The sequence below is a fragment of the Adonisia turfae CCMR0081 genome (genome assembly GCF_011009555.1).
GTDB classification, from domain to species: domain Bacteria; phylum Cyanobacteriota; class Cyanobacteriia; order Phormidesmidales; family Phormidesmidaceae; genus Leptothoe; species Leptothoe turfae.
Genome location: NZ_QXHD01000004.1, coordinates 5356994 through 5380669, shown reverse-complemented (window position 1 = coordinate 5380669; position 23676 = coordinate 5356994). Strand labels below are relative to the sequence as shown.

General features: G+C 45.6%; 17 protein-coding genes. 8 read left to right on the top strand and 9 right to left on the bottom strand.

Translation table 11 applies throughout. The features are described from left to right. Positions 1–199: 199 nt before the first annotated feature. From DXZ20_RS26825 to DXZ20_RS26815, 3 genes are read right to left on the bottom strand one after another with little or no spacing between them, the layout of a single operon-like run. A complete protein-coding gene (locus DXZ20_RS26825; protein WP_163702160.1) occupies positions 200–340 on the bottom strand; it encodes a hypothetical protein in 141 nt (46 codons plus the stop codon). Positions 341–386: 46 nt separating this feature from the next. Beyond that, the gene (locus tag DXZ20_RS26820) at positions 387–1841 is read right to left on the bottom strand and encodes an MBOAT family O-acyltransferase (RefSeq protein WP_163665211.1); all 1455 of its coding nucleotides are present in this window, start codon (positions 1839–1841) and stop codon (positions 387–389) included. Positions 1842–1871: 30 nt separating this feature from the next. Beyond that, a complete protein-coding gene (locus DXZ20_RS26815; RefSeq protein ID WP_163702158.1) occupies positions 1872–4931 on the bottom strand; it encodes an SGNH/GDSL hydrolase family protein in 3060 nt (1019 codons plus the stop codon). Positions 4932–5344: 413 nt separating this feature from the next. On the opposite strand from DXZ20_RS26815, the gene DXZ20_RS26810 reads away from it, so the two are divergent. The 7 genes from DXZ20_RS26810 (at position 5345) to DXZ20_RS26780 (ending at position 14035) form a co-directional block, all read left to right on the top strand. After that, a complete protein-coding gene (locus tag DXZ20_RS26810; protein WP_250565939.1) occupies positions 5345–5575 on the top strand; it encodes a hypothetical protein in 231 nt (76 codons plus the stop codon). 117 nt (positions 5576–5692) lie between these two features. Then, a complete protein-coding gene (gene ppc / locus DXZ20_RS26805) occupies positions 5693–8737 on the top strand; it encodes a phosphoenolpyruvate carboxylase (RefSeq protein WP_163665207.1) in 3045 nt (1014 codons plus the stop codon). Positions 8738–8916: 179 nt separating this feature from the next. Further along, entirely contained in the window at positions 8917–9450 is a 534-nt protein-coding gene (locus DXZ20_RS26800) for a hypothetical protein (RefSeq protein ID WP_163665205.1), read from the top strand. Between the two features lie 196 nt (positions 9451–9646). Continuing rightward, positions 9647–11302 (top strand): helicase HerA domain-containing protein, encoded by a 1656-nt coding sequence (locus tag DXZ20_RS26795; RefSeq protein ID WP_163665203.1) that lies wholly within the window; start codon positions 9647–9649, stop codon positions 11300–11302. A gap of 191 nt (positions 11303–11493) precedes the next feature. Further along, entirely contained in the window at positions 11494–12804 is a 1311-nt protein-coding gene (thrC, locus tag DXZ20_RS26790; RefSeq protein WP_163665201.1) for a threonine synthase, read from the top strand. 105 nt (positions 12805–12909) lie between these two features. Beyond that, the gene (locus tag DXZ20_RS26785; RefSeq protein ID WP_163665199.1) at positions 12910–13185 is read left to right on the top strand and encodes a MoaD/ThiS family protein; all 276 of its coding nucleotides are present in this window, start codon (positions 12910–12912) and stop codon (positions 13183–13185) included. 229 nt (positions 13186–13414) lie between these two features. Next, complete coding sequence (locus tag DXZ20_RS26780; RefSeq protein WP_250564974.1) at positions 13415–14035, top strand: chitin deacetylase family protein; 621 nt, start codon at positions 13415–13417, stop codon at positions 14033–14035. Positions 14036–14194: 159 nt separating this feature from the next. On the opposite strand, the gene DXZ20_RS26775 is transcribed toward DXZ20_RS26780, so the two are convergent. The 6 genes from DXZ20_RS26775 to DXZ20_RS26750 form a co-directional block, all read right to left on the bottom strand. After that, positions 14195–15280: a diguanylate cyclase domain-containing protein gene (locus tag DXZ20_RS26775; protein ID WP_348917989.1), complete on the bottom strand. Its 1086-nt coding sequence runs from the start codon at positions 15278–15280 to the stop codon at positions 14195–14197. Between the two features lie 124 nt (positions 15281–15404). Further along, positions 15405–18566: a response regulator gene (locus DXZ20_RS26770; RefSeq protein WP_163702156.1), complete on the bottom strand. Its 3162-nt coding sequence runs from the start codon at positions 18564–18566 to the stop codon at positions 15405–15407. 49 nt (positions 18567–18615) lie between these two features. After that, positions 18616–18984, bottom strand: coding sequence for a PAS domain-containing protein (locus DXZ20_RS26765; RefSeq protein ID WP_163702154.1), 369 nt, complete (start codon positions 18982–18984; stop codon positions 18616–18618). A 76-nt stretch (positions 18985–19060) separates the two neighbouring features. Continuing rightward, positions 19061–19486: a pentapeptide repeat-containing protein gene (locus tag DXZ20_RS26760; protein WP_163702152.1), complete on the bottom strand. Its 426-nt coding sequence runs from the start codon at positions 19484–19486 to the stop codon at positions 19061–19063. Between the two features lie 95 nt (positions 19487–19581). Further along, positions 19582–20097, bottom strand: coding sequence for a hypothetical protein (locus tag DXZ20_RS26755; RefSeq protein WP_163702150.1), 516 nt, complete (start codon positions 20095–20097; stop codon positions 19582–19584). Positions 20098–20178: 81 nt separating this feature from the next. Next, positions 20179–21354, bottom strand: a complete 1176-nt coding sequence (locus DXZ20_RS26750; protein ID WP_163702148.1) for a PP2C family protein-serine/threonine phosphatase — start codon at positions 21352–21354, stop codon at positions 20179–20181. A gap of 685 nt (positions 21355–22039) precedes the next feature. On the opposite strand from DXZ20_RS26750, the gene DXZ20_RS26745 reads away from it, so the two are divergent. Continuing rightward, positions 22040–23676: DUF3131 domain-containing protein (locus DXZ20_RS26745; RefSeq protein ID WP_163703627.1), on the top strand; the 1637-nt coding region annotated here is incomplete at its 3' end.

Sequence of the window (23676 nt, the reverse complement as noted above, 5' to 3'; positions counted from 1 at the left end):
AGAGGCGGTTCTCAGTGCTAGTAACCCACTCACAAAACTGATCCCACAGATTAGCGCTAGAGCGCTGCTGTAGAGTAGTTGTCATGATAAATTATTGCGTTTTGAAGGTACGGATATGTATGGCTCACAAGGGATAAATAAGATTCCTTGCTTGCTTGTATACAAATGTAACGCATGTTTTTAATTTTCGCAATACACCTTAACAGTTGCTTTCGTTTTCACGTTGCCCTTGTCTGAGGTCACGAATATCAGGCAGGGCTAGAGGTTTTACCGAAGGCCAATGCTGGCTATCAAGACAGTCAAACACTTCAATCATGAGCAGTGTTATGGAGGCTCTCATGATTACGGCTCAGCCATGTCCAGTTCCAAAGCTATAACGTCAACGCTTAGAACTCAAAATAGATATAAGGAACGACCTGATCAGGGGCTAGCAACCAAGCCAAGTAAAACCCTGCTGGAATTAACATGAGTTTAAGGGGCCAGCTGATCTGTAGTTTAAGCCGATATTTAAAGCCGTGAAGCAAGGCCATAATACCGGCCACACCAAGCAGAATTAGAATCACCCCACCCCGGCTGAAACCTAAGGATTCTAAGTAGACTTTTTGGGCAAACTGGACATCGCCAGCTTGACTCAGAAAGCGATTGGCCACCAGTCCGACATCCGCCAGATTTGGCAGACGGAAGGGTACCCAGCTCAAAAATACGAACAATTGAGTCATGGCCCAAGCTGCCATCACACCCAGCCAGCTACCCCAAAATGCCTTCAGCCTCGGACGCGTATCCGCCAATGTTTGATTAAGTCGATGAATCACCAGGGCCATGCCGTGAAGCCCCCCCCAAACCAAAAAGCCCCACTGATCACCGTGCCAAATACCAGCCACCAGCATCACAAACAACAGATTCAGGCAGGTTCTCATTAACCCTTTCCGGGAGCCCCCCAGGGGGAAGTAAAGATAGTTACGTAGCCAGTCGCCCAGGGTAATGTGCCAACGCCGCCAAAATTCAGCAATGCTGGTGGTGAAGTAAGGGAAGTCAAAGTTTTGCGGTAGCTGAATGCCAAATAACAGTGCGCTGCCTCGGGCAATATCAACATAACCACTAAAGTCGAGATAAAGCTGTAGACCATAGGCAAAAATCGCTAGCCAGATATCTCCACTACCGGCTCGTTCTAGATTGTCAAAACTTAGGTTGACTAAAAGGCCAATGCGGTCAGCCAGCAGCATTTTTTTTGCCGCACCTGAAGCAATCAGCCAACCTGCTTCTACCCCTTGCTCCAGGTTAGGTAAACGGGGCTGTTTTAGTTGGCTAATGTAGCCCTGAAATCGAGTAATTGGGCCAGCAATCAGCTTTGGGAAAAACAGTTTGTAGGAAGCAAACTCAATGAAGTGACTGGCTGCAGGAGCACCACGGTAGATATCTACCAGATAAGCAATGGACTCAAAACAAAAGAAACTCAAACCCAGGGGCATCAACAGCTGCAAACTGGGGTTGCTGGTTGCCACCATCGGGAAAAAATATTTAAACCCCAGCAAAAGCAATACATTCAGACTAATGCCAACCCACAGCAATATCAATCGTTTGCGGTCCCAGTCCTGTTGAGCAAAGTGCCACTCTTCATTGGGAATGCGCCAATCGAGGGGGGCACTGAGACGCCGACCAATCAGATAGTTGGTCAATACCAGCCCTAGCAGCAGCGGCACATATTGGACTTGCAGTGAGGAATAAAATATCAAGCTAGCCAGCAGCAGCAGCCATAGCTTGAGGCCACGACCAGGCAACAACCAGTAAATCAAACTAGTGCCAAGGATCAGTAAACCGTAGGTAATAGATGGCAGGGTCATCGTGGCAAGGAGGGATTGATTAGTAGAGCGTTACTCAGCTTCAGCAGGCAACTTCAGCTTCAGCCAGGGAATCATGGGATCTTGGGCTATGCGGTTGGAGAGCTGATAGGCACCAAAGCGGTTTAAATGGCTAGGGTCAGAAAAATAGTCATAGCGCTGAGGCCATAGCTGGCCTAGATCGCGATATAGCAATCCTGATTCTTGGGCGGCAATCTGCAGCATGTAGCGTTGAAAGCGGCCTTCCACTTCTAAACGAGCAGGATCAAGATACTCGTCCGTCAAGGGTGTGTTGACAAAGACAATATCCACCCCCTTGGACCGGGTGTATGCAACGAGCTGTCGCAGGGCATTTACCTGGGGACCTTCCATTTGAAAAGCCTTGTAGTCACCATCGTAGGTACCTGCCACCCGTGGATGAGCTAAATAATAGGTGGCCGGATTAAACTGAATGGCTAAAGGCAAAAAGCCGTCCACATCAATTAAGTCGGTCTCAGTTGGGTTAACGGCAGCCGGTTGTCCTAGGTTCTTAGGATTGATTTGATTAACGCCAGCAATCTTTTGCAACTGAGTACGTTCTCCGTAGGCCGAAGATATGCGGCCCAGGGCATCGCTTAATTGCTCATCGGTGCGGGCATAAAAGCGGTTTAGACGCTGTGCGGGATTGAGGCTTGGACCAGCGGCTTCACCATTATTTTCAGGAAACAACTCACCAGCGATCAGCTGCTGATATCCTTCTGAAGTTGCGATCGCATTAAATGTCACATCCACCCGTGAGCTATTAAACGCTCGTGCTCCATCGGCCCAAATAATTAGCTTTGGTAGGGGATAGTTGGACAGCAACTGCCGGATCACTAAATCAGCAATCTGAGCCGTGGCCCCATTCACTCCAAAGTTAAATATGCTGACATCGTCATGGCCCAGGGTCCCTAAGGCGCGCTTCAACGCTGACGGATCCACCCCTCGCAGGGCACGGGAGCTACCAAAAATCAGTACATCCGGCGGCCCTTCTTTAGCCACACGCCAGTCATATAGGGCTAACTTTTCATTTAGCTGTTGGCTCGTAAATGAAGGAAAGGGAGACGATTCCAGGACTTCAGTCATGGAAACCGTCGTTTGGAGAGGGCTACCTAACAAGTCGCTATCATTGATGGCCGAACTGGCAAATCCTGGCAGCTCATCGTCCAAACTGATCGAGGCATCGCCATCCTTTTGACCCCAATTCAGCTGAGCCAGTTCTTCCTCAAAAGTGGAGAGCGGCTTCCGTTCAGGCATTTTTGCCGTCGTCGTTTGCTGGGCTTGGAGGGCTAGCGACCGCGCCTTAAATAACTGACCGGCGATCCAATCTGCTTGAAATGCCAGCAATAATCCCAATGTGGCCCAGGCTAGGGCAATGCCTCGTCTGCTGGGTAAGTGCGCGCCGACCAACGGTTCTTCAGGATTATTGGCAGCGGAGGCAAACAATTGAGTTTTAATCAGTAGCGATCGCAGGTGCTCAAGGGTGCGATTGGGCCAATTTTGCTCCGCAGCATCCCCATCCGCCGTCTCATCCTGCTGAATTAGATCTCCTAAATATGCATCAGAAGCGGCAAATTCGGGAACCGCTTCTGGCACCAAACGCTTCTTGGGCTGACGATCAAATCCATAGTTCCAATCTGGGCGCTTTTGCCCCGCGCGGCGACCATAGATGCGGATACCCACCAGTCCTTTAATTGGATGCTGACGGAGATACTGCTTGAGTTGGGGCACCACCTGACGCTGCAACGGACATGTGGGCGCATCGATCATAATGTGTAGCCGTCGTTCCCGTCGCAGCAACTGCACTCGGATGCCGCCCGTCGATAGCTGTTCGTCTAAATCGGGATTGAGCTGTTTGGTCAGACAGTAGGCAATGGCTGGTAAGTCACCTTGTCGCGCTAGCTCCTGAGTGGAAACAGCCAGATCTGCATGTTCGCTGGCTGGCAAGTCCAGGCACTTAAGCCATACTGGATTCACACTGTCCAGACTTGGTCCATAAACGATGGCCCGACCGACTCCCTGGGGAGCAAGCTGCTCCAACAGAGGTGCGATCGCATCCATAATCTCCGTTTCAGAGCCCTCTTCAGAGGAGGAAGCCTCTCCACTGCTGGCAACGGTTTGCCCCACTGCCAACGGTTGACACACCAGATGCAGCGTAGAATCCTTAACCTCGGGCAGCACACTCACATCCAGGGGAGCCAGCGCCTGATTTAGCAGGCGAGTAATGGATTCCGTATCACCCCAGCGACTCCATTCCTTTAGAATTTCCTCATCCGGCGTCAGATCCACCCGCAGTCGCCAGTCGGGGGTATCTTCCCCCAACACCTGCACCGAAATCACAGCATCCTGAAACTGGGTCAGTTTTAGATCCCGTAACCGCTGGGCCGTAGGTTCAGCAATCATGGCCGGGTCAGGACTGTAGGCGGCTCGACACAAAATCCACAGCCGGTTGATTAAATCTCGGCGGGGGTCAGCGGCCACCGCATGGGCCGTAATCACACCCTGGGCCCGTTTCGCCTTACCGGGTAAAGCATTAACCACCACATCTACCCCTACATCCAGGGCGCTCAGGGTTTGACTAAGGTAGCGTGCGATCGCATCCGGATCACCCTTACGGGCCAGGCTAGCATTGGAAAGTACAATGGCGGAGGTGGCGTCATCCAAGTACCCAATACCCGAAGTTAGATGGGCGGTTGAGCGCTTCATTTCCTCAAGATCAGCACTGGTTTCCACCAGCTGCTCTAAATGGCGCTCTAGACGATTTAGATAAATGGGTGTTGACCAATCGGGTTTTTGTTCTTCAGAACGGCCACTATAAAAATAGAGTTGGTAAATTTGAGGGAAATCTTTGAGTAGCTCGGCTTTACGGTCTGGATCGAGTAGCGATCTCACCAGTCGCAATAGAACATACTCTCGATCTAGGCCTTTAGCAGATTGGGCATAAACATGCAGGATATTGCCCCTCAGCTTCATCTTCAAGCTACAGTCAGAATTATTGACCACATCTTCAAGCCAGGGCCGTAACACCGTGGGGTCCAATGTTGGTGGTTGATCAGATTTTACGTGACTGAACATAGCCCCTTAGATCCCCTAACAGCTCGACGACCAAAACGCTTCGACCGCAAAAATGTAATTTCCCAAGCAGGTTTAGTCAAGTAGCAACTCCAAGTTGCACCTTAGGGATAGCACAGATACGGGAAAAACTAACCTCATGAATCCAGTCTTTCGTAACTCCCATCGGGCCAACCCTCGTTCTCCGTCAAAGTCGTCCATAGACACATACGCTACGAACAGTAACTTTGAACTATGGGTCTTGATACAGTTCGCAATATTACAAGCAGAACAGCATCTAGAATTAGCAGCACCTGCTAGGTTGTAGATAGGCCTTTCCCTAAGGAAAGATTTAGATAAACCGCTAACACCCATGTGCCAGCATCGGCCATCTTATTCCCTAAAGTTGCTATACGTTTACTACGAGCCTCTTACTTATGCAACCTTTTCGTGAAAAATACACGCCAAAAACAGTCACCCCCCTGCCGTTGCCGTTGGTTAGTAATCCTCAAATTGCCCTAGCTCTGGCGACTTTACCCTTTTTAGCCTTCCTGATCATGGGCCGCACGTTAACCTACTGGCTCATGCAGTTTGGGATGGCCAGTGAAGAGATATTTCGCGGCATTCAGCTACCGGTACTAGATGCCGACCCCCACAGACCTTTATAAACATTTTGTCGATCATCCGAGCAGAAGATGCTTTGGAACGTCCGAAAGCCTCTACAATTTTCTCGGAGATGTGACCATGGGTTATCTCTGTCTCTCAGCCGTTACTGCAGACGTTGAATGAGTCCAACTGTTTCCTACCAAGATGATATGGCCCTTCAGAAATCCGAGAGCCTTTCTGTTCTAGAAGAGGCATCCGAAGCGTTTCTAAGGCACCGACTAACCACGGTTGAAAGCATCTGGGAATCAGTATTAGAGGCTGAATGCGGTGCAGACCTGGTCAGTTTACTCAAACATATTCGCCGCATGTGTACTCCAGATGGTCAGGCTGATCCGGCCCTGGATAATGCCAATGCTCTACAGCTGATCGAACAGCTAAGCCTGGAAGACGCTATTCGTATGGCTCGGGCCTTTGCTCTTTACTTCCAGCTGATCAACATTGTTGAGCAACACTATGAACAGCAGGATCAGCGGAAGCATTACCGGACCTTTGTAGATGGCATCGGTAATGGTTCCAGCCGTAATTCCCAAAATCCTACTGAAAACAACGATACGTTCTTACAAAACTTAGTCAGTACCGACATCGGCAAAGGTGCCCCAAAGCAGCAAGGCACAGGCACGTTTCACTGGCTGTTTCCTCTTCTTAACCAGCTAAATGTTCCCCCTAGACATATTCAACAACTGATCAATCAGTTGGATGTGCGTTTGGTATTTACGGCTCACCCCACTGAAATTGTTCGTCATACCATTCGTGATAAACAGCGGCGTATTTCAAATATATTCCGCCGTTTGGATTTGGCTGAAGAACAGGCTGGCATCCGTGAACAAACATCATCCTGGGAAATAACTCAGCTACAGGAAGAACTGACGGAAGAGATTCGACTGTGGTGGCGAACAGATGAATTGCACCAGTTTAAGCCATCGGTTTTAGATGAGGTGGACTTCACCCTGCACTACTTTGATGTTGTGCTGTTTGATGCCATCCCTGAACTATACCAGCGGTTTAATCGAGCCCTAACCAAGACATTTCCAGGCCTGAAACCGCCACGCCATCGGTTCTGTCGCTTTGGCTCCTGGGTAGGTAGCGATCGCGATGGCAACCCCTCAGTCACCCCCCAAGTCACCTGGAAAACAGCCTGTTACCAACGCAACTTAGTGTTGGATAAATACATGGCGTCCATCCAAAAACTTACAGGTTTACTAAGCCCATCACTCCATTGGAGCGAAGTATTGCCCGACCTGCTGGAGTCCTTAGAGCAGGATCGCTTGCAAATGCCCGATGTCTATGAGGAATTTGCAATTCGCTATCGCCAGGAGCCCTATCGACTCAAGCTGGCCTACGTTGAAAAACGCTTAGCAAACACCCATGTACGTAGTAAAAAGCTTTACAACGGCGATTATCTACAGGAAGAAGACGTAGTTGTCTCTCCAGGCACCTTATATGAATCTGGAGAAGCATTTTTAGCAGAGCTGAAACTCATCCATAAGAGCTTGAAAGATACGGGTCTCGTATGTCGAGAATTGGATATGTTACTGAGTCAGGTGGAAATCTACGGCTTCAGTTTGGCTCAACTGGATATGCGCCAAGAAAGCACCCGCCACTCGGACACAATTCACGAAATTACCGAGTACTTGCAACTGCCCAAGCTCTACAATGACCTTTCTGAAACTGAAAAAGTTGAGTGGTTGACCGCAGAACTCAGTACGCGACGTCCACTAATCCCCACCGAGCTGCCAATTTCAGAAAAGGCAAGAGAAACCATTGCCACCTTCCATATGGTGCGCAAACTACACCAGGAGTTTGGCCAGGACATCTGTCGCAGCTACGTGATTAGCATGAGCGACCATGCCAGCGATATTTTGGAAGTCTTGCTGCTCGGTAAAGAAGCAGGACTATACGACCCAGCCACCGGTGTCGGCAATCTGCACATTGTTCCATTATTTGAGACCGTAGCCGACCTGCGCCGTTCCACAGCGGTTATGGAAGAGCTGTTTGAACTTCCCCTGTACCTATCGATGTTGCAAGGAGGCTACACAGCAGACAACTCCTCAGAAGTGGCTTTGCAAGAAGTCATGCTGGGCTATTCTGACAGCAATAAAGACTCTGGTTTCCTCAGTAGCAATTGGGAAATCCATAAAGCGCAACAGTCTTTGCAGAAAGTTACTGAGAAGTACGGGGTTTCCCTCAGAATTTTCCACGGTCGCGGTGGTTCAGTGGGCCGTGGTGGCGGCCCGGCCTATGAAGCAATTTTGGCTCAGCCTGGCCGTAGTATTAATGGCCGTATCAAAATTACAGAGCAAGGAGAGGTTTTAGCGTCGAAATATAACCTTAAGGATTTAGCCCTGTATAACCTGGAAACAGTCACTACTGCTGTGGTGCAGGCCAGTCTGTTGAGCAATAGCTTCGATGAAATTGCCCCTTGGCAAGAAATTATGGAAAAGCTGGCCGTACGCTCCAGACAGCACTATCGCGCCCTGATCTACGAAGATGCTGAGCTGGTGGAATTTTTCCACCATGTCACCCCGATTCAAGAAATTAGCCAGCTGCAAATTAGTTCTCGTCCATCTCGTCGTGGCGGCAAAAAGGATTTACCCAGCCTACGGGCGATTCCCTGGGTATTTAGCTGGACCCAGGCTCGTTTCCTATTGCCCTCCTGGTATGGCGTTGGCACAGCTCTAGAGGAGTTCATTGGCGAGGCTCCCGAAGAGAATATCAAATTGTTGCGCTCGTTCTACACCAAATGGCCTTTCTTCAAAATGGCTATTTCCAAGGTGGAAATGACCCTGGCCAAGGTAGACCTACAAATTGCCCAGCATTATGTCAATGAACTGGGTGCAGGGGAACGGCAAGACAGCTTCCAAGCCGTATTTGATCAGATTGCTCAAGAGTTTTACCTGACCACCCAAATGGTCTTACAGGTCACTGATAATCAGGCTTTGTTAGACGGCGATCCTAACCTACAGCGTTCAGTCCAGCTGCGCAATGGTACCATTGTTCCCCTCGGGTTCCTACAGGTTTCACTCCTGAAGCGTCTGCGACAGCACCGTGACGCTGCGGCTCTGGCAACCGGTGTCATTCAGTCACGCTACAGTCGAGGTGAGCTGCTACGTGGAGCAATGTTAACCATTAATGGCATCGCAGCTGGCATGCGGAATACGGGCTAAGTCAAAAAAACCTTTGACATTTTCCCAGCAACGGGTTAACTTTGTGGCGCTCTCATATTTTGTCTGTAGGCATAATCCTGCTAATTACAGGTTAGACCCTGTTTTGGGCTAACCAGGCGCAGTCTTCAAAAAGCAGTCTTCAGAAATTGTTAGGGACATTGTTTAAGGAGTGAGTAACGATGATCAGCCTGCTTAAAACTATGCTGGGGCGTTTGGGTTTAGCTACTGTGGTCACAGCAGCACTGTTGGCTGCGTTGGATGTAAAACCGGTTCAGGCTCAAGCAGCCTATGGTAGCTATGTGGGTGCTGGCGGTACCCTAGGCTTAAACGATGATGACGACGGCGATGGTGATGGCTTGGGGCTGGTTATTTCGGGGCGCTATAAGCTGTTAGCAGTTCCGATTTCTCTTCGGGCTCAAGCGTTTTTGCTAAATGGCGATCTGGCGCTGGTGCCAACGGTGTCCTACGATTTTCCAGTGAGTTTTCAAACCGATGTATATTTGGGTGCAGGGGTATCCATACCCACTGGCGATGATGCATCACCGGTAGGAGATGAAACAGCCTTTGTATTGCAGCCGGGTATAGACTTTGCAGTGCCTGGCAGTAATCTTGTTGTCTTTGGTAACGCGATTTTCGCCTTTGATGCCTTTGATGATGGCGGTGGCACAGCTACAGCCGTTCAAGCTGGTGTGGGTTGGAATTTTGGCAACTAGCAGCTATCGAAATATAGCTAAGCGCCTGGTACTTCGTTAGATATCTGAAGGCAGGGAGGAATACCCAAATAGCGAGCAGCGTGCTGTGTAGACAAAGCTGCTCGTTGTTGTTTAGAGACATTTTTTCGTAGAACGCATGTATTAAAATACGATTCTCAAGCTAGGATGGGCAGTGGCCACCCACGTCAATCCTGGCATGAACAACGAAACGCCTTTAGGTTCAGTTATTCAAGGCTCCCTGAGTCAGGGGCTGGAAGTGCGTCTCCATGCTGATGTGAGTGTGGAGGATATGCGGGTGGGCAAGTTTTTAGTGGTGCAGGGGGTGCGATCGCGATTTTTCTGCATGCTCACTGACGTCTCCCTGGGCACCGCCAGTCAACGCATCCTGGCCAACCCCCCCCACCCTACCGAACTGTTCCTACAAGAAGTCCTCGCAGGTGGCGGCACCTACGGCACCATTGACCTGGCCCCCATGTTGATGTTCACTCCAGAAGACGATGGAGATACGGTGGACAACACCCAACTGTTGCCCGTTAAAACCATTCCAGGGCACTTTAGCCAGGCTTACGATGCCAGCGAACGAGACTTTCGCTCTGTCTTTGGCTGGGAAGATGATCCCCATCGACGCAATTTTGCCATTGGTCAGCCCATCGATATGGATGTCCCCATCTGTATCGATCTAAATCGCTTTGTAGAGCGCAGTAACGGCATTTTTGGTAAATCAGGTACTGGCAAGTCTTTTCTCACCCGACTATTGCTCTCAGGCATTATCAAACAGCGCGCTGCTGTCAATCTCATTTTTGATATGCACTCGGAATATGGTTGGGAAGCTGTTAGTGAGGGGGCTAACTTCAGCACCGTCAAGGGGCTGCGCCAACTGTTTCCAGGGCATGTGCAAATCTTTACTCTAGACCCAGAAGCGACAAAACGACGAGGTGTGCGCGACGCTCAGGAACTCTACATCAGCTTTGACCAGATTGATGTGGAAGATTTAGCTCTAATTGGCCGTGAGCTGAATTTATCAGAAGCCAGTTTAGAAAATGCCATCATTCTGCGTAACGAGTTTGGCAAGTCTTGGATTAACCGCTTACTCACCATGAGTAACGAAGAGATTCAGGAATTTTGCGAAGTCAAAATGGGTAGCAAATCATCAATCATGGCGCTACAGCGAAAGCTGACACGGCTGACCGAGCTGAAATATATCCGCAACACCTGCCCCCACAACTATGTAAAACAGATTTTGGATACCCTGGATGCTGGCAAACACGTGGTTGTAGAGTTTGGCTCCCAGTCCAATATGCTCTCTTACATGTTGGCCACTAATGTGATTGCTCGCCGCATTCACGCTAGCTACGTGCGCAAAGCCGAGCGCTTTTTACAAACTAAAAACCCCAGCGATCGCCCCACTCAGTTGGTTATCACCATTGAAGAAGCCCATCGCTTCCTCGACCCAGCCACTGCTAAACAAACTATCTTTGGCACCATTGCCCGAGAGATGAGGAAGTACTTTGTCACTTTGTTAGTGGTCGATCAGCGTCCGTCTGGCATCGACAACGAGGTAATGTCACAAATTGGTACTCGCATCACCGCACTGCTCAACGATGAGAAAGACATTGACGCCATTTTTACCGGTGTTTCCGGTGGTCAGAATCTCCGATCAGTGCTGGCCAAACTCGACTCTAAACAGCAAGCTCTCCTATTAGGTCATGCCGTTCCCATGCCCGTGGTAGTCAGGACACGCCCCTATGATGCCAGTTTCTATGCTGAGATCGGTGCCACGGCCTGGGATGAACTGCCTGATGAGCAAGTCTTTAAAGCTGCTGAAATGGCCAGGGCCGATTTGGGATTTTAGCGTGCAGCGATCGCAACCATAGAAAAATCAACTTTTTATCCATAGACTTTTACCGATCTGTCCAAGTGTTCGGCCAAAAGCATTGGTTTAATTGACTTTAAAAATGCCCGACTATTTTAGTCGGGATTGTTTGACGCTGTTTTCAGCACCGTGATACTTTCAAATTAATCTGTCATACATCAATAAGTCCCATGACCCAGGCCATCGACCGTCCACTCACTCAGACACTCCAATCCGCCACATTTACCAATCTCAAGTGCAAAGAGTGCGGTACCACCTATGAGCCCGCAGCTAAGCACGTATGTGAAGAGTGCTTTGGCCCCTTGGAAGTCACCTACGACTACGATGCAATTCGTCGTCAGGTCAGTCGCGAAAGTATTGCAGCAGGTCCTAACTCCATTTGGCGCTACAAAGCATTTTTGCCCGTTGCCAGCGATAACCCCATTGATGTGGGTACTGGTATGACGCCTCTGCTCAAGGCCAATCGTCTGGCTCGTCGCCTGGGTCTAAAAGAGCTTTACATCAAGAACGATGCGGTCAACATGCCCACCCTGAGCTTTAAGGATCGGGTCGTTTCTGTGGCCCTGACCCGCGCCCGTGAGCTTGGCTTCACCACTGTCTCCTGTGCAAGTACGGGTAACCTGGCCAACTCTACTGCGGCCATTGCTGCCCATGCGGGCTTAGACTGCTGCGTATTTATCCCTTCTGATCTTGAGGCTGGCAAGGTACTAGGCACACTGATTTATGACCCCACAGTCATGGCCGTTCATGGCAACTACGACCAGGTCAACCGCCTCTGTTCGGAAGTGGCCAACACCCACGGTTGGGGCTTTGTAAATATCAACCTACGTCCTTACTATTCTGAAGGCTCTAAAACCCTAGGCTTTGAAGTAGCTGAGCAATTGGGTTGGGAACTGCCCGATCATATTGTTGCGCCCTTAGCTTCTGGTTCTCTTTATGGCAAGATTTATAAGGGGTTTAATGAGCTAGTGAAAACTGGTTTAGTTGAAGAGAAGCACGTTCGCTTTAGCGGTGCTCAGGCTGAGGGTTGCTCTCCTATTTCCCAAGCCTTCAAAGAAGGTCGTGACTTTATCACCCCTGTTAAGCCCAACACTATCGCTAAGTCCATTGCCATTGGTAATCCTGCTGACGGTATCTACGCCCTAGAGATTGCTAAGAAGACCAACGGCAATATTGAAGATGTTACCGATGCTGAAATCGTTGAAGGGATGAAGCTCCTTGCTGAAACTGAGGGTATCTTCACTGAAACTGCTGGTGGTACAACAATTGCCGTCCTCAAAAAGTTAGCGGAAGCCGGCAAGATTAATTCTGATGAGCGCACCGTTGCTTACATTACTGGTAATGGTCTCAAGACTCAGGAAGCCGTTAGCGGTTCTGCCGGTGAGCCCTTGTTTATCGATCCTAAGCTAGACAGCTTTGAGCGTGCTTGGGAGCGGGCAAATACGCTAAACCGTTTAGATTGGCAGCAAACCCAAGTTTAGACAAGATGCATGTAGGGGCGTTGCATGTAACGCCCCTACATGCAACAAACCATTACACTCCCCTGTTAAACTGATTTCTGTTTTATTTTTTGAGTTGTTGTTTTCATGGCTGTTAAAGTTCTCATTCCCACTCCACTGCAAAAATTCACTAATAACGAAGCCACTGTTGATATCGGTGGCGACAACATTGTTGCCTTATTGGACTCTTTAGAAAGTAAGTTTCCTGGCATTAAAGGTCGTCTGTGTGACGATAGTGGTGAACTGCGTCGCTTCGTTAATTTCTACGTTAACAGCGAAGATATTCGTTTCTTAAATGGCAAAGAAACAGCCCTTAAAGACGGTGACGAAGTAAGTATTGTACCTGCTGTTGCAGGGGGCTAAAAAGCTTCAATCTTAATAATATTGGTAGTGCTACTGGTCTAGAGACGCTAACAATATTTTCGATTTTTACTAGGTGTTGCTTAGGGCGTCGATGACAGAGTGCCCGCAGCACCTTTTTTTATAGAATTTCACCATGAAGCGTTGGCAAAAGATTATCCTGAGCTTGGTTAGTATAGGGGGGGTATTCCTTGCCTATCTCTGTCTAAGGCAACCCCAATGGATATTTCAGATGGTGTCCCAAATCAGACCAGGGGCACTATTTTTTGTCAGTACGGAAGAACCGGTAATTGCCCTGACGATTGATGATGGTCCCCAGGCTGAGACCACTGCAGCAATCTTACAAGTACTAGAGCGCCATGAAGTACAGGCAACATTTTTTATGTTGAGTAATGAACTACCCAGTAATGAAGCACTTCTCCAGGAAATTATTGCAAAGGGGCATGAACTAGGTAATCACATGACGACTGATGAATCCAGCATTCGACTCTCACCAACAGACTTTGAGACAAAGTTTTTGAGGGCTGACCAGACATTATCCCCCTATGGCAACATCAGTTGGTTTCGTCCTGGTATGGGTTGGTATAATAACCGCATGCTCGATTTCATTGAAAAACAAGGCTATCAATTAGTTTTAGGATCTCTTTTTCCCTACGACACCCACTTACCTTCAATACAGTTTGCTCAATGGTTTGTGTTGAATAATCTTGACCCAGGCGACATATTGGTACTCCATGACGGTCCTAAAAATCGGGGAGAGCGCACAGCTCAGATATTAGATAAACTATTACCCAAAATTCAGCAGCGAGGCTACCGAGTTGTCACTCTAACAGAACTTAAAACCTATGATTAATTAGAAAAGCATTACAGACACAAGGATATTTAAATGACCTTTGGATAAACATAAACTACCTGGGCTAACAAGTTCATGATCTAGAAAATAAGCTAATCTCAGACTTCAATTCGTTCCAGTTAAAGCCCATTAAGCTTGCTTGTAAGTGTTTAAAGATGTTTATCTTCCCCTTTCCTCATAAGTCCTATTTTTTTGAAATGGGACTACTGCTGTAGGGTTGGAAGCAGACACAATGCAGTTTCGACCATTATTTTTAGCCGTATATAATGCTTGATCAGCCCAATCAATTAAAATTTGAGGTGAGTTAGCATGGGTTGGCACAATAGATACTGCACCAATACTAACAGTAACTATAGATTCTGCTACAGATGAAGTATGAGGAATAGATAGTTCATGAAGCCTTTGCTGTACTGATTTACAAACATGCATAACACCTTCAAGATTCGTATTAGGTAAAATTAAAGCAAATTCTTCTCCTCCATAACGGGCTGCTATGTCGGCAGGACGACGGGCACAGGTATGAATTATATTAGCAACTTGACGTAAGCACTTATCCCCATTTAGATGCCCATACGTGTCGTTATAGGCTTTAAAGCAGTCAACATCAATTAAAATAAGCCCTAGTGGTGCTTGCTCTCGACATAGTCTCTTCCACTCGTTCTCAAGTCTTTCATTAAATACACGACGATTAGCAATATTTGTCAGACCATCAAGAGAGGCAAGACGATGAAGTTGCTGATTAGCAAGCTTAAGCTCTTGCAAAAGTAATCTTTCTTTTGCCAATGACTGTTTGAGCTTTTGGTGAGCTAGATGTGCACTAATTGCCTGACGGACACGACCGCGAAGCACAGCCCAGTGAAACGGTTTTGTTACATAATCTACTGCTCCTACCTTATAAGCCTGTTCCACTGACTCAGTATCATTTAAACCCGTAATCATAAGTGTAGGAGGACAATTGTCACCATACACTATATGTAGTGACCGACAACAGTCAAAGCCATTCATGACAGGCATAATGGCATCCATTAAAATAATATCTGGCAATTCTTGTTGACATGCAGATAAAGCAGCTTGACCATCTTCAACAACTACAGTCCGATAACCGTCTTTGTGCAAAATCTCAGAAAGCATAAAATTTGAAACGACATCGTCGTCCACAATTAAAATTAATGGAACATGCTCTGATGAAGGAGCTATATCGAAGACTGTGTCCATATTTTTTGGTGTCACCGTGGTTGCAACCACAGTAATTTTTTTAGATCAAATTAGATAACTTATAATTAAAATTCCCCATCTTAATAAAAACACTGAAAAATGTTCTAGAAAACTAGTATTTTCTAATCAATGAAAGGACATGTCTGATATTGATTTAATTGATATCACAACACAAAATCAATTCATCCACATCTTTTGTTAAGATAGTTTCTATTTTATGATACTCGTCATGTAAGTCTTCCAACAAATTTGTTGCATCATCTATTTTCTTTTCACGTCCCATTTTCTCTAGTCGCGCACACAAGTTAGACAATTCAATTGCACCTAGAGCGTGACTACTTGATTTCAAAGTATGGGCGCTATGTTCTAGGGCAGCAGCATCCTTCTGTATAGCCGCTTGATCCATCTGTTGAATAAGCTCAGGAGACTCACTGATATAGGTGTCAACTAATTGCTTAAAGACGTTTATTTCTCCTCCCATCATAGATATTAAATTACACAGTTGATACCGATCTACAGGTGGTTTTACTGTTTGTATATCCTCGTTTACAAAAGGTGCTTCTATTACATGAGAAAGTATCTGAATATCTTGCTGCTTTTGATCTTTGGCAGCAATCTGTATTGATGCCGGTTGTTCCTTCCAGCTTTCTTGAGCTTTTCGAGAGGGCACTCGCTGTAGTGCTGCCACTAGCTCTTCAATCTGAATAGGCTTACTAATATAATCATCCATCCCAGCTTTAAGACAAGCCTCACGATCACCTTGCATAGCATTTGCAGTAACTGCAATAATCCAAGGCCTATTGACAGCAGACCACTGCTCACAAATCTTTTGTGTTGCTGTTAAGCCATCCATATCAGGCATTTGTAAATCCATTAAGATCACATCATAGGATTGGCGCTCCAAAGCATTAATTGCCTCCAATCCATTACCTACAAGATCTGCTCGGTAGCCCATTTTTTTGAGCAATTGTGTCGCCAGTTGTTGATTGACACCATTATCTTCAGCCAGTAAAATTTGCAGCGGATGCTTTTCAGCAAGATGGTGATCAATTGTTGTTACTAATTTTTTAGGCTGTTCAAATTTGACGAACTTACCTACACAAAGTCTAACTAAATTCTCCAACAGTTGAGATTGCTTTATTGGCTTATTTAAGAATGCTACAAAATGCTTCTCAATATCTACTTGAGAGATTTGATACTTCCCTACCGAGGTGAGCATCATCAAAGGCAATGATTTTTGGTCTGGAAGATCATGGATTTCTTGAGCAAGGGTCATCCCATCCATTTCAGGCATTTGCATGTCCAAAATAGCTAAATCAAATACCTCGCCTCTTTCAAAACACTTTAAAGCTTCTGCTCCTGAGCAAGTTGTCCGAGTTAGCATGCCCCAAGACTGGGTTTGCTTTTCTAAAATCTGTCGATTAGTAGCATTATCATCAACAATTAGCAATCGTTTACCAACCAATTGAGATGAAGGCGATATTCTCGTTCGGCTACTTTTTTCTACTGTGGTCTGTAATGTAATCGTGAAAAAGAATGTACTACCTTGATCTGCTTGACTCTCAACCCAAATCTTACCTCCCATCATTTCGGTTAACTGCTTGCAAATAGCTAAGCCCAGACCTGTACCACCATACTTACGTGTAGTAGACGAATCCACCTGACTAAAGGCCTTAAATAACCGTGCTATTCTTTGGGTAGGAATACCAATCCCTGTATCTTTAACTGCAAAGCAGAGACTCTGGTGAGTTTCAGCTAGCGATTGTGATCCTGGCTCAGCTGGTGATGAGGATTTCCAATTAGTCACGGAAATGGAAATCTCTCCTTGGTGTGTGAACTTAACCGCATTTCCTAAAAGATTGACCAAAACCTGACGGAGGCGGGTAACATCTCCCACAAACGTATTAGAAATTGCTGAATCAATATTGAAGGCTAACTCTAATTGTTTTTCAGACGCTTTTGCAGCAATTAGATCAAACGCTTCTTCGATACATGCTCGTAAATCAAATGGATGAGCTTCAAGTTCCAGGTGACCAGATTCAATTTTAGAGAAGTCCAGTATGTCGTTGATCAGCGTTAATAATGCATTACCACTATTACGAACGGTAGTCACAAAATTACGCTGCTCATCTGTTAATGCTGTATCTAGTAAAAGGCTGGTCATACCGATAACGGCATTCATAGGCGTACGAATTTCATGACTCATCGTTGCCAGAAATTCACTTTTAGTCTTAGTAGCTGCCAGCGCATCATCCCTTGCCTTAGCGAGAATAATTGCAGCTTGCTGACGTTCTATTTCTCGTCCAACCCATTGGGCCATAAGTAACAGAAGTTCTTTATCAAGAGCACTAAAGGCTCCGTCCCGCTTTACCTGGCTCGAAAAATTAAGGGTGCCATAAACCTGGCCATCAACCAAGACAGGGGTGCCAAAGTAAGTTTCTAACTTTAAGCTTTGGTAACAGGCACTATTTGCCCAAGATGTGTTGCCTGCCGCAAGAATGCAGAGGGTTTTATTACTGGCAATCACATCCTGGCAATAGGTATTCTCAAGATTTAAAAGTACTCCTTGAACAGATTTTCGGTTCGGTAGTCGGGCTAGGTAGACTTCATACTGCTCGTCCTGGATCCTAGATAAAACGCCGATTGGCAAATTAAATTGTTCACAGCCAAAATTGAGTAACTCCTCAATTGTTTGACTAAAATCTACTTTAGGGGATGCCGTTACTTCATAAAGAGCACGAATTGCGGCTTCGCTTTTAACTAAAAGTTGTTCAACTCGCTGGCGCTCTAGCAATTCCGCTTGTAGATGTTCGTTAACGTTACTTAACTCAACCGTTCGCTGCTCAACTAATGATTCCAGCTGTTCTCGATATTTTTCAAGCTCTGTTTCTGCTTGTTTCTTTTCAGTAACGTCACGAATTGCCAGTACGGCACTCATGGAATGCGAATCTTCAAACTGAATGGAGGCCCAAGAAATCTCAAGAATTCGTAACGTGCTATTGTGGTCGAAATCGTAAAAATTAGTCCCCTGACATTGTTGTGACAGGGCTAAACTTCCTGGATGCTCAAAAACTGTTAATACCTGATTACCCTGGGATAAGGGTAGTACGTCAATTAGATTTTTACTCAGCAGCATTAGCTGCTTCTTTTGAACTAGTTTTTCAAATAAAGCATTGCACCACTGTATACGTCCCCGCTCATCTGTCCAGACGATAGCATCAGTTACTGCATCTAAAGCCACCTCCATCTTACCCAAGGTTTTACGCAGTGTATGCAACTGGCTTGCTAATGCCTTGGGATCAGCCTCTACAGACATTTAGGGGACCTCTATTTATTCTAAAGTGGGGAAACTCTCTCTATCCTTACTAATTGAGGGGGGTCAGCATGGCTCCAAACAACCAATCATCCTCGATTTTCTCTGCAATGATGTAGTGCTCAGTCATAATTTCCTGTTGACTTTTGGTAATAGTCATTAACTCCAGGGGATGATTCAAAACATTAGCCTTTTCAGATGCTTGAAATCGTGAAAAGGCCAGGTTATGAGAGTCTCTAAAGCTACTAGGAAGAATCATAGTAATCAGTTCTCCTACGACATCATCCTGGGACCATTCTAAAACCCTTTCAAAACAGTCATTAATATAAGTAATTAAACCTTGACTATTGGCAATTACAATCGGTACTTCATTAATTGCTTTAAGTTCTTCAATAGTATGGGGTCTAACGACGGTAGTCATTGTCATTTTCCTTATGTTGACGGTGTTTTGACTTTGCTGTATTTTTGGGTCGAGAGTGAATTAAATAAAATTATCGTTACAAAAATGCTTCATTCAACTCTGATTTTCGGAATCGAGCATGGGTAAGATTGCTCTTCAAAAAATTGGCGTTTTTAAGGTTGGCTCCTGTTAAATCTGCACCACGTAAATCTGCATGACTCAAGTTCGCCCCCGTTAAATCTGCACCCCGTAGATCTGCTTTATAGAGATTTGCTTGACTGAGATCAGCACCGCAAAGAGTGGCAGCTGTAATATCTGAGCGACTCAAATTGGCTTGATGCAATCTAGCATTCTCTAAACAAATCCCTTCAATAATAGAAATAGATAGGTTAGCGCCGCTTAAATCTATATTACTCAAATCAGACCAGCTGAGAATCACATCGCTCAGGTCAACGTATTGAAAGTCTCTTTTCCCTACCCTATAACCCTCCAATAACTCATGAATAGTTAGTCTTATTTTCATGAAAAGTCAATAAATTATTTGCTATCTTTGATTACTTACATGTGATTTTTGCGCCATTACTTCCTGAGTATTGAAGTAGCAAGGGGTTTATGACTTTATTCCCCCTCTCCTAACATTGAAGTAAAGCCTATTTGATCAGTTAAATGCATGATCTTGTGACAGGGGAAGATTGTAACAAATTTAGGAGTAACTTCTCGGAATACACTGTAGTAAATATTTTCTTTTCCAGGTATTCGACAATTTAATGTCGCCTGCCTACAGATAGCTTTGGGCAAAGGTTTTACGCTTCGAATTTCAAAAGAAATGGGGATGCCTATTGCTAAACGATTCAATTTTGGGAAAACAGAAGACTTTTCGAAAAGACTTTGAATTCTAAGATCTGACAGGGAAAAGCTTAGCTGTCCACCCCAAATTATCCCTCCCTTAGAATGGTAAACACGTTTGGGTAGAGAGACCCAAGTGGAGAAGATTTTTCGAGGAACTATCTGAGTCTTTGAAGGAATGGCTATTTGAAAACCGCTGCACTTAGCGATCGCAACCTCATTAAAAACCTCTCCTGAGCGAAGAGCATCATACTGCATACATAATTCCTTGGAAAGTAAGTCGATCATTAAAAAGGCAAGTATGCTCTTTGAATATGCGGATTCACTTCAGTTATGAAAATAATTGAATGTACATTATCTACCGAATTTTCATGGAAAGCATACTTCTAGGACTGAAAAATCATCTTCTAGATTGGCTCCACCATTGACATAACAAACTTTATCTAGCAAAGGTTGAAGGTTAGAAGAGTTAGTTCCCTTATACTCTCTTAGCACATCTGCCCAAGCATCTAACCCCCAAATTTCATGGTTGTCTCCCACAGGAATCTCATAGACTCCGTCACTAAAAAGATAAAGGCTACTGCCAACAGGGATTTCAAATTTCCTTACATCAAAAGGAAAGTCAGGTAATAATCCAATAGCAATGCCATCACTATCTAAATAACAGGTCTTATAATCACCACCCTCAGGCATAGCCAATACAGCAGGAGGATGGCCAGCAGAAGCAAATGATAATTCCCGCGTGGAAACGTTATAAACCCCATACCAAAAGGTGAAATAATCTTCACCATTGTCACTAACTTGAAAAACATCATTCAAAGCGAACAAAACCGTTTCAGGCTTGAAAAAATCAGCGCCTTGTAATGTTTGTTTTCGTAAAATATTCAGAATAGAGACTGATAATAGTGCAGATTTTACTCCATGCCCCGCCACATCTAATAGATGGAACATTAGATGTTCATCATCTAACCAGGTATAGTCAAACGCATCACCCCCCAGAGTATTCGACGGTTTATACTGAACATTGACCTGAATACTGGCCTGAATATTCTCCCTTATTTTTTGTGAATCGTCGGTCTTAGGGAGCAAGGCTTCTACATATTCAGCTGCTCGACTCAACTCTAGTCGAAATCGTTCATTACTTTCCCGAACTTCTTTCTCAGCCTGCCAGGCCTTAAGTAAATAACGCACCCGTCCTGATAAAATAGGCATTTGAACAGGTTTAGTCACATAGTCAGTAGCACCAGCTGCAAATGCCTCCTCCACTGATTCTTGGTCCTCCAGCCCAGTCACCATCAGAATTGGAATATATTCTCCCTCAGGGAGTTGACGGATTTTTCGACAACAATCAAATCCGTCCATGCCAGGCATCTTGGCATCTAAGAGGATTAATGCAGGAGAAATTTTCTGATAAAGTTCTAGTCCCTTCTCACCACTATCAGCCTCTATAACTTGGCAACCCACCTTTTGCAACATTGCCTGTAGTAATTTACGCGAAAATAAATCGTCATCTATTAATAGAATTGTAGAAGCACTATTTTCCATCTATATTTGCTGGCCTCACACAAAGCTTGGAATACTCTTATTTGCAGGTTTTGTAGACGCTACTTTAGATATGCCCATGAAATTTAAGAACAAAACAAGACGCGCTATTCTATCTTAGAAATAGTTATAATCACCGATCATATATAGCAAATTCAAAAGCTAACTTAGAAACTGCCCCACTCTGTCTGCTGTGATCAAGTGTAAGTTTATTGCCAGTCTATTGCTCGAGAATTGTAACGAGTTAGCTTATATGATTAATAAAGATGATTTTATAGGCCCCCCAACTATTTGGGTTGTACTTACGGTGGTTGGAGGCATTGTAACGGCGTTAGGGTTAATCATTACTCTGGAGTATGTCAGTAGACGTTTATCTCCCGAAACTAGTTCGATTACTAAAACATCTTTGACCATATCTGCAGGAAAATGCTTAGGGAGAGAGTATATCCATTCTTGATTTCTTATTTAGGAATCAAAATGAATTAGCTAATATTTTATAGTGCATAGACGTTGTATTAACTATCTCTCTGGCTTTAGTTTTTAAACTAACATTTTTGTTCCTGAAGTGCATAACGCTATTCTGGCCTCGCATAAACATAGTTGTTCTCTTTGTTAGAGCATTAATCAACTCATACATTAAGCTAGTTTTAATCTGTATCCTACGTCCATGTAAGTTGCTCCCATAGAAGTGTTAATACTATTATTATCTCGTCATCGATTCTGGATCAAATTTATTGCCTATTGGCTCGTAGGAGTATTTATTTCTCTGTGGATCTCTATTTTCCACGTCTCTCCTGTTGTGGCTCAAAATGGTCCAGAACAATGTGCAGCTATTACACAGCCCCTAACCCCAGAGGAAATGGGTTATGCCCAATCGGCCTGGAACTATTTTGTAGATAATGTTCAAGAATCTAGTGGACTGTCTAATTCTGCTGGTGGGTATCCATCAGGAACATTGTGGGATTTAGGCAATTATTTGGCGGCCATGAATGCGGCCAGATGGATGGGGTTAATTGAACAAGCAGAGTTTGATAGCCGATTAAATAAATTTCTTACCAGCTTAGGAGAGTTGCGTCTATTTGAAGATACGCTACCAAACAAGGTCTATAACAGTGCTACAGGAGAGATGGTAGATTATGGTAACAATCCTTTAGAACGAGGTATTGGTTGGTCAGCCTTAGATATTGGCCGCCTCTTAGCAGCATTTCACATCCTACGTACGTGTCATCCCCAATATTCTGAGTGGATGGCTGGCATTCTTTCCAGCTGGAATATTGCTGCTTCTGTTAGAGATGGCATGCTTTATGGAGCTGCAGTCCTTCCGGACGACAGCACGCTGCTTGTACAGGAAGGGCGCTTAGGATATGAGGAGTATGCAGCCAGAGGTTATGCACTGTGGGGATTTGATGCTCCTCAAGCCATAGCCTATGACCCGTTTGACTTTGTAGATATTTATGGTTTACAAATCCCGCACGATACCAGGGATTTCCAAACAACGAATGCTAACAACTATGTTGTAAGTGAATCCTATATCCTGGATGCGATTGAATTTGGTCTGGAAGGAGATCAAGCGGACTATGCCCGTAGAGTTTTCGAAGCTCAGAAGCGTCGCTTTGAAGATACGGGGCTGTTAACGGCTGTTTCTGAAGACAATATCAATCAGGCACCCTACTTTCTCTATAGTACGGTTTACTCCAATGGTGTGCCCTGGGCCGTTATTACCGAGAATAACGAACTACATCCCGAACTACGTACCTTAAGTGCCAAGTCTGCGTTTGGATGGCGTTACGTCTACCCTGATGACCCCTATGCCCACAAAATTTTCGACCATGTGAAGGATACAACTAACTCCGGTCGGGGTTACTATGCGGGTATTTATGAATCGGGACTATACGATGCTCAGCCCCCTATTAACGATATTTTGACAGGGAATAGTAATGGACTAATTTTGGAGATCCTTTACTACAAAGCTCGAGGTCATGTACCGATGTTGGCGAGCGGCAGTGCACCTGTTTCTGTGCCAACCGTTCCAGCGGGAGAAAATACGGGAGATTTACCACCACCACCTGAAACAGCAAGTAATTCCGAGCCTCCTCCTTCTGAATCAGCACCAGCCGCACCTCCTCCTGAATCAGCACCAGCTGCACCAACTGAAGTAGCCAGTAATCCTGCCCCACCGCCACCGACTGAGTCAGCCGCCCCACCACCGCCAACTTCCCCTGCAGGAATAACGGTTGCGGCTATTGCCCCCGTAGAAAAACCTCGCTCATCAGCGTGTTCATCCGTGGTGTCTCCTTTAAATATTACGGATATGCGCTATGCCAA